The sequence below is a fragment of the Gemmatimonadaceae bacterium genome, assembly GCA_035533755.1.
In the GTDB taxonomy this organism is placed as follows: Bacteria; Gemmatimonadota; Gemmatimonadetes; order Gemmatimonadales; family Gemmatimonadaceae; genus JAGWRI01.
In genome coordinates, this window is sequence record DATLTC010000062.1 from 14,596 (window position 1) to 28,476 (window position 13,881).

16 protein-coding genes are annotated in these 13,881 nt (G+C 65.9%); 4 read left to right on the forward strand and 12 right to left on the reverse strand.

The features are described 5' to 3' along the window. Positions 1-30 precede the first annotated feature (30 nt). Positions 31-312: a hypothetical protein gene (locus tag VNE60_09605; protein HVB31766.1), complete on the forward strand. Its 282-nt coding sequence runs from the start codon at positions 31-33 to the stop codon at positions 310-312. Between the two features lie 308 nt (positions 313-620). Here the strand turns inward: VNE60_09605 and VNE60_09610 are convergent, their stop codons facing one another. Then, on the reverse strand, positions 621-1,154 hold the full coding sequence (locus VNE60_09610; protein ID HVB31767.1) for an NfeD family protein: 534 nt from the start codon (positions 1,152-1,154) through the stop codon (positions 621-623). Between the two features lie 88 nt (positions 1,155-1,242). Beyond that, positions 1,243-2,163: an alpha/beta fold hydrolase gene (locus tag VNE60_09615; protein HVB31768.1), complete on the reverse strand. Its 921-nt coding sequence runs from the start codon at positions 2,161-2,163 to the stop codon at positions 1,243-1,245. Positions 2,164-2,256: 93 nt separating this feature from the next. Here VNE60_09615 and VNE60_09620 point away from each other — a divergent pair, with 93 nt between their 5' ends. Further along, entirely contained in the window at positions 2,257-2,682 is a 426-nt protein-coding gene (locus VNE60_09620; protein ID HVB31769.1) for an ArsC/Spx/MgsR family protein, read from the forward strand. 93 nt (positions 2,683-2,775) lie between these two features. On the opposite strand, the gene murB is transcribed toward VNE60_09620, so the two are convergent. Further along, entirely contained in the window at positions 2,776-3,720 is a 945-nt protein-coding gene (gene murB / locus VNE60_09625) for a UDP-N-acetylmuramate dehydrogenase (protein HVB31770.1), read from the reverse strand. Between murB and VNE60_09630 the strand changes: the two genes are divergently transcribed. Both VNE60_09630 and VNE60_09635 read left to right on the forward strand, forming a co-directional pair. Beyond that, a complete protein-coding gene (locus VNE60_09630; protein ID HVB31771.1) occupies positions 3,719-5,146 on the forward strand; it encodes a pitrilysin family protein in 1,428 nt (475 codons plus the stop codon). The two genes, murB and VNE60_09630, sit on opposite strands and share 2 nt — an antisense overlap. A 17-nt stretch (positions 5,147-5,163) precedes the next feature. Next, positions 5,164-6,465, forward strand: a complete 1,302-nt coding sequence (locus VNE60_09635) for a pitrilysin family protein (GenBank protein ID HVB31772.1) — start codon at positions 5,164-5,166, stop codon at positions 6,463-6,465. Here VNE60_09635 and hisIE read toward each other — a convergent pair. The 9 genes from hisIE to hisG are packed head-to-tail and all read right to left on the reverse strand — an operon-like array spanning position 6,462 to position 13,759. Continuing rightward, a complete protein-coding gene (hisIE, locus tag VNE60_09640) occupies positions 6,462-7,070 on the reverse strand; it encodes a bifunctional phosphoribosyl-AMP cyclohydrolase/phosphoribosyl-ATP diphosphatase HisIE (GenBank protein ID HVB31773.1) in 609 nt (202 codons plus the stop codon). The genes VNE60_09635 and hisIE overlap by 4 nt on opposite strands. Beyond that, complete coding sequence (gene hisN / locus VNE60_09645; protein ID HVB31774.1) at positions 7,071-7,871, reverse strand: histidinol-phosphatase; 801 nt, start codon at positions 7,869-7,871, stop codon at positions 7,071-7,073. Continuing rightward, positions 7,868-8,629 (reverse strand): imidazole glycerol phosphate synthase subunit HisF, encoded by a 762-nt coding sequence (gene hisF, locus VNE60_09650; GenBank protein HVB31775.1) that lies wholly within the window; start codon positions 8,627-8,629, stop codon positions 7,868-7,870. Before hisF ends, hisN begins: the two co-directional genes overlap by 4 nt. A 37-nt stretch (positions 8,630-8,666) precedes the next feature. Then, positions 8,667-9,209, reverse strand: a complete 543-nt coding sequence (locus VNE60_09655; GenBank protein HVB31776.1) for an imidazoleglycerol-phosphate dehydratase — start codon at positions 9,207-9,209, stop codon at positions 8,667-8,669. Then, positions 9,206-9,919, reverse strand: a complete 714-nt coding sequence (gene hisA, locus VNE60_09660; GenBank protein ID HVB31777.1) for a 1-(5-phosphoribosyl)-5-[(5-phosphoribosylamino)methylideneamino]imidazole-4-carboxamide isomerase — start codon at positions 9,917-9,919, stop codon at positions 9,206-9,208. Before hisA ends, VNE60_09655 begins: the two co-directional genes overlap by 4 nt. Further along, positions 9,916-10,512 (reverse strand): imidazole glycerol phosphate synthase subunit HisH, encoded by a 597-nt coding sequence (gene hisH / locus VNE60_09665; GenBank protein ID HVB31778.1) that lies wholly within the window; start codon positions 10,510-10,512, stop codon positions 9,916-9,918. The genes hisA and hisH overlap by 4 nt, the downstream gene beginning before the upstream one ends. Further along, complete coding sequence (locus VNE60_09670) at positions 10,503-11,576, reverse strand: histidinol-phosphate transaminase (protein ID HVB31779.1); 1,074 nt, start codon at positions 11,574-11,576, stop codon at positions 10,503-10,505. Before VNE60_09670 ends, hisH begins: the two co-directional genes overlap by 10 nt. Further along, positions 11,577-12,896 (reverse strand): histidinol dehydrogenase, encoded by a 1,320-nt coding sequence (hisD, locus tag VNE60_09675; GenBank protein HVB31780.1) that lies wholly within the window; start codon positions 12,894-12,896, stop codon positions 11,577-11,579. Further along, positions 12,893-13,759, reverse strand: a complete 867-nt coding sequence (hisG, locus tag VNE60_09680; GenBank protein ID HVB31781.1) for an ATP phosphoribosyltransferase — start codon at positions 13,757-13,759, stop codon at positions 12,893-12,895. Before hisG ends, hisD begins: the two co-directional genes overlap by 4 nt. Between the last annotated feature and the right edge of the window lie 122 nt (positions 13,760-13,881).

Below are 13,881 nucleotides of genomic sequence, written 5' to 3' on the forward strand. Positions count from 1 at the left end.
CCCTGAACCGTCCGACCCCAAGGAGATGATATGGCGCTTCGTATCGCCGCCAACGCCCCTACCCTCTGCATGCGCCGAGCGGCCTACGAGCAGAGCGCACTCACGCGTGACGCGCTCGATACACGGCTAGCACTCACCGATGACGAATTCCGGGTTGAGGGCGACTTGATCGTAATCGGTCCGATTCACGGCGTGTCACTGGACGAACTGTTCGAGGAATTTGACCGACTTGGCCTCCGCTACTTCGATGACTATTTCGAGCTGAGCGGAAACTGGCCAGAATGGCTGAGGCTCCTGGTGAGCGGCGCATAGCTTACCGGTGCCGCTCACTGTACGCCGGAGCCCTCACGGATCCCTTCCGCTGTTCATTCCGAAGGAGCCCTTCCCATCCACAACGATAGCACCAACTGGTTCGAAACCAGGGCAGGAGTCGATTCGACCACTTGGCGTGAATGCGGATGGTGACTTCGTCACAGTTCGGGCACCGACTGCCACGTGGGAGCAGATACAGGAACAGCCAGGTGGCGGCGAGGGCCCTCAGGACGAAGAACCCCACGAACACAATAGCGAACCAGACGATATCGGACATCCCATCAACCCCCAGATGTCGTGTGCCCGAATCACAGCCGCTGTTCGACCGACGACCAGAGTTCGACCGTGGCCAGATCGTCATCGATTCGCTCGATCACGACCTCGGTGTTGGCGTCCACCGGTGATCCGTCGACCGATCGCGCGCGGAGATCATATCGATGACCGTCCGCTTCGAACACGATGCGCCCCTGGCCCGCGTGCTCGATGGGCTCGGTGACGCACGCCACGTGTCCCTGGAAGCGGTACTGCGGGTCGTCTTCCGGGTCAGATGAGGGTGTGGCGAAGGCCCGTAGAACTACCCATCGCGCAAACACCGCCGCCAGCCCTCCGACGACGACCACGATGCTTGCACCCCCGAGTCCGGACGCGACGAGACGGTCCCTGGTGAGGTACCCGGTGATACCGGCCGCGGCACAGAAGGCCCCAATGGTGGGCAGGAGTGTCCGAGGCCGGCTCACTGCCCCATGCGTCAGGGCGGGATCGCGTTTCGGCACGCCGGCGATCATGACGAACACCAGTAGGACAAGTCCAAATGTTGCCGCGGCAAGCCAGAGTACCGTCATGGGTCGAAGCGCTTGAAGAAAAAGGCGGTCCAGGGAAACGGAGGGGACGGCGACCCCGCGGTGAGCAATACGACGGGAAGACCGAGGTTCAGGGTTCGGAATGAAGCGGCGTGGTCATCGCGCCTCCTGGCGGCGCATCCAGAAGGCCCGCCAGAAAAGTGAGCGCCTGCTCCTCCGCGAAGTAGCGGGCCTTCCAAGGGGTGGGGCCGGATACGAACCCCACATGGCCGCCATGCTCGACGAACAGGGGGGTGAGCGCCGGATTGGTGCCCGCGCGCGCCTGAACGGACCGTAGGACGTCTGATGGAAGGAAGGGATCGTCGAAGGCACTCACCAGAAGCGTGGGTCGCGAGATGCGCTCCAGAAACTGCAGAGAGCTGGAGCGGGCATAGTAGTCGTGCGCATTGGAGAATCCGTGGACGGGCGCCGTTACGGCTTCGTCGAAGCTCACCAACGTGTGGGCGGACCGCAGGGCCGTCGCATTGAACAGGCCGGGAAAGTGGGCGAGTTTCTGCGCCGCCTTCTGCTTGAGCGTCCGGAGGAAGTGACGTTCGTACATACGCGAAAACCCGTGGCTGACAAAGCACGCGCCGGCCTCGAGATCAAAGGGAACTGATACGGCGACGGCTCCGCGAACGGAAGACGGCACATCCGAGGGATGCTCTCCGAGCCACTTGAGGAGGACGTTTCCGCCGAGCGAATAGCCGGCAAACAACAGGGGCGCGTCAGGATGCTCGCGGACGATTCTCTGCACAACGAATGCAAGATCTGCGGTGTCGCCGGAATGATAGAAGCGTGGCGCGCGGTTGATCTCACTGCCGCACCCGCGGAACAACAACAGGTCGACTCCCCATCCGGCCGCATGGGCGCCGCTCGCGATTCCCCGGGCGTAGTGCGAGCGAAGCGTGCCCTCGAGGCCGTGCAGGATGATGAGGTGAGGCGCCGCCGGAGGGGCCGGCACGCGGAACAAGTCGAGAAAGTCGCCATCGGGCGTGGTCCATCGCTCCATGTGCCCTGGCGGCAGGGAAACCCGCCGGGCGAACTTACCCCACAGCGTTTGCCCGTGTGCTCCGGGGAGCCACCACGCTGGCGTGAAGGCGACATGCGTCACACGCGACACGGCGTTGTCGGTGAAGGGTTTGTTGCCGGCCGCCCTCTTGGCGAGGAAAGCGAGATCGTGGAAGTGCAGATCTTTGGCATCAAGAAGAACGCGGATACCCGCAAGGCGCTGCGGTTCTTTTCGGAGCGACGAGTGAAGACCCATTTCGTCGATTTCAAGGAGCGGGCGGCGTCGCTCGGCGAACTGAAGCGATTCGCGCAGAAGTTTGGGATTCCGGCCCTGATCGATGAGACCAGCGCGCGCTTTGCCGAACTTGGGCTACGCCACAGCCGGTTGAGCGACACCCGATGGCTGGAACTGCTCGTGGATGAGCCACTGGTTCTTCGAATGCCCATGGTTCGATCCGGAAATTCGCTGACCATCGGACTTGCGGAGGACAGCTGGAAGGCCTGGCTCTCGAAACCGTGACTGAATATCCGTCCTAGTCACGCCACTATAGCGCCAATATCTCAACTGTATGGCGGCACAAATGGAGTATTGCCGGGCTTCACCAGAAAGTCACTAGAACTCGCCGACGAATCCGATCTCCGCATCCAGATGAACCCCGAACTGCTTGAAAACTGCCGTCTGGGCGATCGCGATCAACTCACGTACCTGTTTGGCCGTGGCCCCGCCAAGGTTGACGATGATGTTCGCGTGGATATGCGAGATCTGAGCTTCGCCGTGGCGGTAGCCTTTCAGCCCCGCCTGATCAATCAAGCGGCCGGCCCCCTGGCCCTCGATCTTCTTGAAAATGGACCCGGCGCTGGGATATAGGTCGAGCCACGGATGGCGAGCGCCACGCCAACTCAGGTTCTCCTGCATGACGGTCTGCATGGCCGCCGGCTTGCCGGGCGAGAGCTGCAGCGTCACCGTGAGTGCAATCTCGCCGCCGTCATGCAAGCGGCTCGTGTCGTAGCCAAAGCGCATCTCGTCCCGGCTGACGGTGCGGCGGGTACCGTGGAACTCCAGTAACTCGGCGGACTCGAATACCTCCGCGATGAATATCGTGCGGGCACGGTCAGGGGCTGGGGATAGAAAGTGGAGGTTCTGCCAGATCGCGCCGCCGACGGTGCTGGGAATGCCCACATAGTGCTCGAGACCGCTCCATCCACGCGTGACGGCCTCCTGGATCAACGTTGCCATCACCGTCCCCGTCTCGGACCACACTCGACCATCGGCAGAAAAATCCCAATGATTCGCGCGGTTGCGGATCACGAGACCACGGAACCCCAGGTCGCCGACGAGGATATTGGCGCCCAGGCCAAGTAGGAAGACCGGAATGTCGAGCGCTCTGGCCACGGTGACCGCGTCGGCCAGTTCGTCGGCAGTTGTGGCTTCGAAGAACAGGTCTGCGGGACCGCCGATCCGAAACGTCGTGAACGGCGCCAGCGGTACATTTCGGCGGACGCGCGCCGCACCAAGACGGGCGACGCACTGCTCGAGGGCGAGAGACGTGAGAGGCATGGTGAACACAAAAGAAACACCTCCAGTCAGGTACCCGCTACGGCTGCTCCGTGGAATTCTGGCGATTGCCGGCGGCTTGGCCCTGGCCGTTGGCACAGCGGGCGCGCAGCGTGCCGAACTCGAACGCAGCATTCAACGCACCGTGCTGCCGAACGGGCTCGAGGTGATCGTGGTGGAAAACCACGGCGTTCCCCTGGCAACCGTGGAAATCGACGTTCGGAACGGCTCCTTCACGCAAGATTGGGGCTATGAAGGGCTGTCACACCTCTACGAGCACATGTTCTTCCGGGCGAACGGAGACTACCCCGAACCGGACGAATTCCAGGAACGCGCATCCGCCCTGGGGGCCGTGTTCAACGGTTCCACGCAGGAAGAGCGGGTGAACTACTACCTCACGCTGCCCGCCGATAGCCTCGACGCGGGGATGCGCTTGATGGCGTCGGCTCTCTTGAAGCCGCTGTTTCGCACCGACGAACTGGACCGGGAACGGGCGGTCGTCATTGGAGAGTACGACCGGGATGAGTCCCAGCCAGGGTTTGGATTCCAACGAGCAATGGGGCATGCGTTGTGGGGGGCCGCATGGTCGCGGAAGGATCCCCTGGGCAAGCGAGCCTCAATTCTCCGCACGACGCCGGACCAGATGCGCGAGATCGAACACCGGTACTATGTGCCGAACAATTCCGCGCTGATCATATCCGGCGACGTGAATCCCGGAGCGGTGTTCGCGAAGGCGGCGAGGATCTTCGGTGCCTGGCCGCGCGCCGGGGACCCATTCACCCGGTGGCCGATTCCGCCGATTCCGCCGTTGCGAGCAGATACCGGCGTCCTGGTGGAGGAGCCGATTGCCACGGCGGTGGTGATGCTGCAATGGCAGGGTCCGAGTGCGGGGCAAGACCCGGCAGCAACGTATGCCGCCGACGTATTCTCGGATGTGTTGAACCAGCCGGGGTCCAGATTCCAACGCGACCTCGTGGACAGCGGCATTTTTGAATCATTAGGCGTGAACTACTACACGCTCAACCACGTCGGACCGATCACGATCAGCGGCGAGACAGCGCCGGACCATGTACGGCAGGCAATCACCGCCCTGGAGCGAGAACTCGATGCGATCGGAAGGCCTGGATACTTCTCCGCCGCGGAACTCGAACCGATCAAGCGTCAGCGCATCACGGGGACCATGTTCGGACTCGAGCGCGCCTCCGGATTCGCGCACCAGCTGGGGTTCTGGTGGGCTGTCACAGGCCTGAACTACTACCTGGGCTACGTGGACGCGATGGCCCGCGAGACGATTCCCGATCTGGAGCGATATGCGCACAAGTACATCATCGGGAAGCCCCATGTGCGCGGGGTGCTGATCGACCACCGGGCCAATGCTCAGGTGCGGCTCACGGCGGCGGAGCTCAGTAATTGGGGGGAGACGCCATGAAGCGGACGCGGCAGACCGTGCTGGCCGGGCTGATCCTGTTGTGCGGCGTCCCGGGCGTGGGGCGGAGCCAGGCGGTGCGTCCCGACACGGCGACGGTGAGCTTCACCGTGGACCACGTCCATGTCATTCTCCGGCGCAACACCGCGAACGATGTGGTCGCGGCGAACATCTATCTCCTCGGTGGCGACCGCCAGGCAACACCGGCGACGGCCGGGATCGAGGCGCTGATGCTGGCCGCCTCGGAGGGGGGCACCGGGAAGTACCCGAGACAGGCTCTGCGCGCCATCACCGGACGGCTCGGAGCGACGATCGTCATCCAACCATCGGCGGATTGGACAACGTTCGGGCTGCGCACTCTTCGCCAGGCGTTCGACTCGAGCTGGGCAGTGTTTGCCGATCGACTCGTGGCACCACGCCTGGACTCGGCGGCAGTAGAGCGCGCGCGCCAGCAGATGCTCACCGATGCCGCGCAGTCAGAAGCCGATCCGGATATTGCCGTGGCGCGACTGGCCGAAGGGCTGCTCTACGCGAACCATCCGTATCGAATGGCACCCGGCGGAACGACGGAGTCGCTCGGCGCGATCACGCCGTCACAGGTACGGCGATACCACGATTCAACGGTGGTACAATCCCGGCTGTTGGTCATCGTGGTAGGAAACGTGGACCGAGGTCCGCTCACGCGCGCGATACGGGCCACCCTGGCCACGCTGCCCGTAGGCACCTATGCATGGATCGGTCCGCCTCCGCTCACGCCATCGGTTCAGCGCCTCGCGGTTTCCGCACGCGTGCTGCCGACGAACTACATCTTGGGTTACTATCCCGGACCGCGGGCGGGGACCCATGACTATGCGGCACTACGGATCGCGACCGCGGTGCTGAGCGGTCGCATGTTCGCCGAGGTGCGCTCGCGACAACACCTGGCGTACGCCGTGGAAGCGCCATTCCTGGAGCGGGCGATTTCGGCGGGCGGTCTGTACGTGACGACCACCGATCCGACGGCGGCGCTCGACGCGATGTACTTCGAGGTACGGCGCCTGCAGTCGACGCTGGTGGACCGGGAGGGACTCCACGCCCTCGTGGGCCAGTTCATCACCGACTATTTCCTGAAGAACGAAACGAACGCCGACCAAGCATCGTTCCTTGCCCGCGCCGAGCTGTACGACGGTGACTACCGGACGGCCGGCCAATTCGTGGCAGAGCTGCGGACCGTCACGCCTGAGGATGTGCAGCGGGTGGCGCAAGCGTACATGCACGGCACGCTGTTCGGGTTCGTGGGTGACACGACGAAAGCTCCGGCCGAGCTGTTCGCGCGATTCTAGCCCCTGGGCTTGGCGCGGTCCCGCAGTACGGCAAGAATTCCTTCGAGCGATCCGCCGATTGCATGGAGGGCGACGAGGCTGTGGTACCAGAGGTCGGCGGCCTCGGTGGTTGCGTGTTCCGCATCCTGATCGGCACACGCGAGCACGAATTCCGAAGCCTCCTCGCCGATCTTCTTCAGGCGGAGATTCCGGTCGCGGAACAGCCGCTGCGTATAGCTCGGCGAGTCGTCGAGGGATGATGCGCGCTGGGTAATCGTCCGATCGAGAGCACCGAGCGGGTCGGACGCGAATTGCTGGTCGGCGAAACACGACATCCGGCCGGTGTGGCACGCGGGGCCGAGGGGGCGAACGAGCGCCAGTACCGCGTCGTTATCGCAGTCTGCCGTGAGCGAGACGACGTGCTGTCGGTTGCCGCTCGTGGCGCCCTTGTGCCAGAGGCCTCGCGAGCGGGAGCGGTAGTGCATCTCGCCGGAAGCGAGGGTGCGTTCGAGCGCTTCGCGATCGGCGTGCGCCACCATGAGCACGCAGCCGGTGGCCGCGTCCTGTGTGACGACGGTGATCATCCCGCCGCCCTTGGCGAAATCGAGACTGTCAAGATCGAGCATCTATCGCCCCTCTTCCAGGAGGTGGTCCACCGGGCATCCGAGCGCGGTGCGGACGGTGACCGCGAGTTCGCGATTGGTCGCGATTGCGCTTCCGCCAAAGTTCGTCGGGCTCCCGTTCCAGTCCGAAAACACTCCGCCGGCTTCGGTGATGATCGGAATGAATGGCGCCGCGTCCCATGGCGAGAGCACGGGATCGACCATGACCTCGGCCCGTCCGGTGGCAACCATGAGATACCCGAAGCAGTCGCCCCAACTTCTCGCAAGCGCCGCGTGCTCGGCGAGGGCGCGCCACCGGGCACGGCGCTCGACATGTTCCGAGAACCGTTCGTCGGTGGTGAGCACCGTGGCTTCCGCGAGGAGGCTCACGGAGGAAACGCGGCAACGGACGCCGTTCCACCAAGCCCCCTCGCCGCGCGAGGCAGCGACGAGTTCGTCGATGACCGGAAAGTACGCCGCGCCGGCAAGCACCGTGGTGCCTTCGTAGACGGCGATCAGCGTTCCCCACAGCGGGACCCCGCGAATGAACGACTTCGTACCATCGATGGGATCGACGATCCAGTGCCGTGCAGCGGAGTGACGTTCCTCGCCCAACTCCTCACCAACAATCCCGTCGGTGGGAAAGCGGTGGGTAATCCAATCGCGCGCCGCGCGCTCGGCGCCACGGTCGGCGACGGTGACGGGCGAGCCGTCGGCCTTGGTCTCCGCCACGAGGTCGGTGCGAAAATGCGCCAGCGCGACCGATCCGGCGATGCGGGCCACGTCGACGACGGCCTCGAGGAGCAACGACGCGGGCGAGGTCACGAAATGGCCCTCACCGGAAGCGCCGCTGCCGACATGCGCGCCTTGATCTGTGCGACGGTGCAGCGGCCGTCGTGCACGATCCCGGCGACCAACGCCGCGTCGGCGCCGCCGTCTCGAAGCGCTTCGACCACGTGTTCGGCCGATCCGGCACCGCCGGACGCGACCACGGGAACCGCAACCAGCTCCGCCACGCGGCGCGTGAGCTCGAGGTCGTATCCCGCGCCGGAACCGTCGCGGTCGATGCTCGTGAGGAGAATCTCCCCTGCTCCGCAGCGGGCGCAGGTCTCGGCCCACTCCAGTGCGTCCAGTTCCGTAGCGCGCGAGCCCCCGTGCGTGTACACGCGCCACCCGGAACCTTCCTGACGAGCGTCGATGCTCGCGACCACACACTGCGCGCCAAAGCGATCGGCCGCGTCGGCGAGCAGTTGGGGATTCGCCACCGCGGCACTGTTGATGCTCACCTTGTCGGCGCCCGAGCGCAGGGCGCTACCGATATCGCTCACGGAACGGATCCCGCCGCCCACGGTGAGCGGAATGAACAGACGTTCGGCGGTGCGGCAGACGACCTCGAGGAGGGTGTGCCGATCTTCACGGCTCGCCGAGATGTCGAGAAAGACAATCTCGTCCGCACCGTCGCGCTCATACTGTTGCGCCAGGAGCACGGGATCGCCGATGTCACGCAGAGATTCGAACCCGACGCCCTTGACGACGCGATCGCCCCGAACGTCGAGACACACGATGACGCGACGGGTCAACACGAGACCCGCCTCACCAACACGGCCGCGGTGCGGCGGGTCATTCGGACTCCTCCTGGGTGAGGACCGCGCCTTTGGTGCTGAACACCCCCTGGTGGCCGGCTTCGCGGAGTGCGTCGCGGAGCGCGAGGCCCAGTGCTTTGAAGGCGGCCTCCACGATGTGGTGCCGGTCGCTGCCCCGGAGCACCCTGATGTGCAACGTGCTGCGGGCGTTGTCGCTGAACGAGCGCATCCAGTGCTCATACAACGCGCTGGGCAGTGGGCCGCGGTAATATGGGCGCCCGCCGAGGTCGATCACACATTGCACGAGGGCGTCGTCCATCGGAATGGTGCGCTCGCCGTACCGGGCGGCGGCAGTCGGGGTGTAGCCGGCAACGGCCGTGCCAAGGGCAATCGCCACGTCCTCGACCAGGTGGTGCAACAGATCGCCGCGGGCCTGAACGGACAGCGGCAGGCCCGAGTACCGCGCTAGCGTGTGGAGCATGTGGTCGAGGAACGGCACCCCGGTGGCGATGCTGCCAGCGGGGCCGCCGATCTGCACCTCAACTTCCGTCTCGTTGGTCTTGCGGCGTATGGTCGTCATTCGGCAAACTCCTGAGCCACGGCATAAGGGTCGATCGCACCGGTATAGAGCGCCATGCCGATGACCACGGCGGCGACTCCCCGGTGTTCGAGTGCGAACAGATCGTCGCGGCTTCCAACGCCTCCAGAAGCGATGATCGGCACGTCGGTTGCCTCCACGAGATCCTCCATCAGCGAGAGATCGGGACCGGCCATCTGTCCTTCGCGGTGCACGGCCGTCACGAGCACACCGGCAAGAGGCAGGTGCACGAACTCGGCGAGGACATCGAATACGTCCATCGGGTGGGACCGGGTCCAGCCGTGCGTGACGATGCGGCGGTCGCGCACGTCGGCCGCTACGACCACGATCCCCGGATGGGAGATCGCGACGTCGGCCAGCCAATCGAAGTTCTCGATGGCCCGCGTGCCGAGAATGACGCGGTGCGCCCCGGCGGCGAGAAGATCCTCGATGCGGCTGCGGTGCCGTACGCCGCCGCCCACCTGCACCTCGGCGTCGGTCTCATCGAGAATCGCTCCGATCACCGACGTGTTATCGCCCACGTCCGTGGCGGCGTCGAGATCAACCACGTGCAATCGGTGGAATCCGCACTCCGACCACCGGCGCGCGACCGCCACCGGATCGCTCAAGCGCACGCGCTCGTTGGTATAGGATCCGCCGACGAGCTGGACACAGGCCCCTTCGCGAAGGTCGATCGCGGGAATGGCGATCATGCGCGGGTCGCCTCCAGAAAGTCGTGGAGCATCCGGATACCAGGGGCCGAGCTCTTTTCCGGGTGAAATTGGACGCCCAATACGCGATGCGTCCGAACGGCAGCGGGAAAGCGATCTCGTTCATGCGTTGTCCACGCGACCACAGACCCCGGGTCCTCGGGGGCGCAGACGTAACTGTTGGCGTAATACGCGGTGTGGAGCGCCTGCGGGCCCAGCAGCGGGTCCGTGGACGCTTCGATGCTATTCCACCCGATCTGCGGCACCCGACCGGCGGACAACCGTCGGACGCCTCCAGCAATGATGCCCAGGCCGAAGCCCGGTCCCTCCGCGCTCTGGTCGAAGAGGAGTTGCATGCCCAGGCAAATCCCGATGCATGGAAGTCCGGCATTGAGCGCGTCGCGCATGGAGGTCAGTCCTGGAGCGAGACGCGCGGCAGCACTGGCAAAAGCGCCAACTCCCGGCAGCACGAGAACGTCGGTCTGGACGACGGCCACCGGATCGGACTCGACATGAATTGTCCTCGCCGGTCCTTCGAGCGCCTTCACGAGCGAGTGAAGATTGCCGGCTCCATAATCAAACACGGTCACACGCACGTGGCGCACTCCTCCTGGAAGGCCGCGGCGAACCGCTCCATCAACGGCCACGGCCCCACAGTGATCCGCAGTGCCGCGCCCTGTGATGCGGCGAGGGAATCCGTGATCCGCGGAAGACCGGTGAGCACACGAACGGCAAAGCCACGGCGCAGAAGGCGCTGCGCGACGTCGGCCGCCGCGCGACAGGGCACACACACGAAGTTGGATTCCGACGGAAGCGGCGCGAGTCCCGCTGACCGCAGCACGACACCGAGCCGATCACGGTTCGTGGCGGCTTCCGCGGCACGATCGCGAACCCACGCCACGTCTCCGGTCACCGCCGCGAGAGCCGCCGCTTCGGCCGCAACGTTCAGCTTGTACGGGCCGCGCACCGTGGCGAGCGCCTGGGCGAGGGCGGATGCGAGGACGGCATATCCGATGCGAAGCCCCGCGAGGCCGAACGCCTTGGACAGGGTGCGCGTGATGACGACGTGGTCGTGCTCCTTTACGAGCGAGAAGCCCGGCGCGGCGGTGAACTCGCCGTAGGCCTCGTCGAGGAGCACGACTCCCGGGGCTTCACGCACCACGCGCGCGATGGTGGAGAGCGGGAGCGCCGTCCCGGTGGGATTGTTCGGCGAGCAGAGGTAGACGATAGCGGGGCGCGGTGCGAGCAGGGCGTCGACGTCCACATCAAATGTGGGCGACAGCGGAACCATGTGCACCCGAAGTCCATTGATCGTGGCGAAGACCGGGACCATCGAGAACGTCGGGACCGCCATGGCGATCATGTCGCCCGGTTCGGCAAACGCGCGCATCGCACAGTCGATGAGGTCATCGGAACCGCATCCGGTCACGATCATGTCTGGGCTCACGCCCGCGTAGCGGCCCAGCGCCTCGTTCAATGCGGTGGGCGGCGTGGTTGGGTATCGCGACAATGCCGCCGCCTGCAAGTTCCCGATCGCGGCAAGCGCGAGCGGGGGCGTGCCCCAGAGATTGGTGTTGTCGCTCAGGTCCACCGCATTCGCGGCGTCGGTCGCGGTGTATGGACGAAGGCCCGCCAGCGTCTTGCGCACAGGACTCGGCATTCAGCGCTCCCTCACCCAGGCCCGGGCGGCGGCGGCGTGGCCGTACAAGCCTTCGGCTTGGGCGAACACATCGACGTCGACCGCCAGGCGCGCGGCGGCGTCCGGCGTCACCGACTGGTACGTGGTCCAGCGGAAGAAGTCGAGCACAGACAGTCCCGAATACGAGCGAGCAAGTCCGCCCGTGGGGAGCACGTGGTTGGCGCCGGTCATGTAGTCCCCGAACGAGACGGACGCGGATTCCCCGAGAAACACGGTGCCGGCGTTGCGGATGCCGGAGAGCACGTGGTCGGGCTGGCCGGCGCAAACGAGCAGGTGCTCCGGCGCGTACGCGTTGGCCCATCGTACCGCATCCTGGATCGTGTTGGTCCAGAGAATGGCCCCCTGGCCGGCCAGCGCCTGGGCAATGACCTCGCGGCGCCGCGCCAACGGAACGAGGAGGCCGAGCGCCTCACGGAGCCGCGCCGCAAACGCCTCGCCCTCCACGACGGCAACCACACACGCGCGCGGATCATGCTCCGCCTGCGCGACCAGCTCTCGGGCCACGACGTCGGGTGAGGCGTGGGCGTCGGCGATCACCAGGAGCTCGCTCGGGCCGGCGGGCGAATCAATACCGACCACCCCGGAGACCTGGAGCTTGGCCTCGGCGACGAAGGCGTTGCCCGGGCCGACGATGCGATCCACCCCGGGAACCGTCTCGGTTCCGAAAGCCATCGCGGCTACGGCGCCGGCGCCGCCGAGCGCGAACACCCGATCCACCTGCGCGATCCTCGCCGCCGCGAGCACCACGGGCATGGGAAGTCCGCCCGGACCGGGTGGCGAGCAGAGCACGACCTGCCCTACTCCGGCCACACGGGCCGGGACGGCGCCCATCAATACGCTGCTCGGGTAAGTGGCGCGCCCTCCCGGGGCGTATACGCCCACGCAGGCGAGTGGGTCGGGGCGGCGTCCGACGAGGATGCCGGGCTCCGGAACGACTTCGGCGATCGAGGGGAGGAAGGCGCGTTGCACCGTGGCGATGTTGCGCGCCGCGCGTTCCATCGCGTTGCGCAGGCCGGCATCGAGTCCGTCGAGTGCCGCGTCCCATCGAGCGACCGGGACCTCGAATTCCTCGAGCGTGACCCCGTCAAACCGTGCCGCGAGTTCGCGGAGCGCGACATCACCGCGACGGCGAACATCGGCGACAATCTCCGCGGTGGCGCGGCGCACGTCGTCGTCGCCCGACGTGGTGCGATCGAGCAGCGCACGGCGCTGTGACGCGTCGAGCCCGGCGAGGGGGCCGAAGAATCGCAGAGCAGGTTGATCCGACGCGGCACCGGTCATGCCATGAGCCTCTCGATGCGCGTGATGAGAATGCCTTCCGCGCCCAGCGCCTTGAGCCGCGCGATGGTGCGATATACCCCGGCGGCTGGAACGACCGCGTGCACGGCGACCATGGTGCCTCCGTTGAGAATGTCGATCACCGTAGGACCGTTGAGGCCAGGCATGACCTCACGAACCCGCGGCATCTGATCGCGCGGCACGTTGGCCATCAGATAGCGTTGGCTGCGCGCCCGGAGCACCGACAGCAGGGCGGCCGCGAGCTCCTCCACCGCTTGATGCTGGACCTCGTCGAGGTGCGAGGCGTCATCGGCGACGATGAGGCGCGCCGTGGATTCGAGCACCGTGGCGACCTCGCGGAGGCCGTTGACGCGCAGCGTGGATCCTGTGGAGACGAGATCCACGATCACGTCGGCAATGCCGATGTGGGGAGCGATCTCGGCGGCGCCAGAAATCGGGACGACCTCGACCGCGCGGTCGTTCTCGGCGAAGAAGGCCGCCGTGATCCGAGGGAACGTGGTGGCAACCCGCGTCCCACTCGGCACGTCGGCAACGCGCTGGATCCCGCTGTCCTCACGGGCCGCGACCGCCAGTCGACACCGGCCGAACTCGAGGTCGGCCACCACCCGGACCGGGCGCCCCGACTCGCGGACGAGATCCCACCCGGTCACGCCGGCGTCGGCCGCGCCATCGGCGACAAACTCCGGAATGTCCTGGGCGCGCACGAACAGCGCCTGGAACTCTCCACCCAACGACGCCGTGAGAGCCCGGTCACCGCGAGCCCGAATTTCGAGACCCGCATCGCGGAACAGATCCCGCGCCTCGTCGGCCAGCCGTCCCTTGTTGGGCAGCGCAATCTTCAACATGAGCAATCCCTTGGAGATAAAAAGAAAGGCCCGTCAGCGGGTGACGGGCCAGCAGGAGCAAGCGAGGGACGGTCTGAACTCCTATCCGCGCACGCGTGCCCTACCCCGGCCCGTGATGCCGT

What these genes read in the sequence shown, in the direction of transcription:
- hisG (HVB31781.1), bottom strand. Translation starts at nt 13,759, where the DNA reads ATGTTGAAGATTGCGCTGCCCAACAAGGGACGGCTGGCCGACGAGGCG.
- VNE60_09620 (HVB31769.1), top strand. Translation starts at nt 2,257, where the DNA reads ATGCGTCACACGCGACACGGCGTTGTCGGTGAAGGGTTTGTTGCCGGC.
- VNE60_09615 (HVB31768.1), bottom strand. Translation starts at nt 2,163, where the DNA reads ATGGAGCGATGGACCACGCCCGATGGCGACTTTCTCGACTTGTTCCGC.
- hisIE (HVB31773.1), bottom strand. Translation starts at nt 7,070, where the DNA reads ATGCTCGATCTTGACAGTCTCGATTTCGCCAAGGGCGGCGGGATGATC.
- VNE60_09610 (HVB31767.1), bottom strand. Translation starts at nt 1,154, where the DNA reads ATGACGGTACTCTGGCTTGCCGCGGCAACATTTGGACTTGTCCTACTG.
- VNE60_09605 (HVB31766.1), top strand. Translation starts at nt 31, where the DNA reads ATGGCGCTTCGTATCGCCGCCAACGCCCCTACCCTCTGCATGCGCCGA.
- murB (HVB31770.1), bottom strand. Translation starts at nt 3,720, where the DNA reads ATGCCTCTCACGTCTCTCGCCCTCGAGCAGTGCGTCGCCCGTCTTGGT.
- hisD (HVB31780.1), bottom strand. Translation starts at nt 12,896, where the DNA reads ATGACCGGTGCCGCGTCGGATCAACCTGCTCTGCGATTCTTCGGCCCC.
- VNE60_09630 (HVB31771.1), top strand. Translation starts at nt 3,719, where the DNA reads ATGGTGAACACAAAAGAAACACCTCCAGTCAGGTACCCGCTACGGCTG.
- hisA (HVB31777.1), bottom strand. Translation starts at nt 9,919, where the DNA reads ATGATCGCCATTCCCGCGATCGACCTTCGCGAAGGGGCCTGTGTCCAG.
- VNE60_09655 (HVB31776.1), bottom strand. Translation starts at nt 9,209, where the DNA reads ATGACGACCATACGCCGCAAGACCAACGAGACGGAAGTTGAGGTGCAG.
- VNE60_09670 (HVB31779.1), bottom strand. Translation starts at nt 11,576, where the DNA reads ATGCCGAGTCCTGTGCGCAAGACGCTGGCGGGCCTTCGTCCATACACC.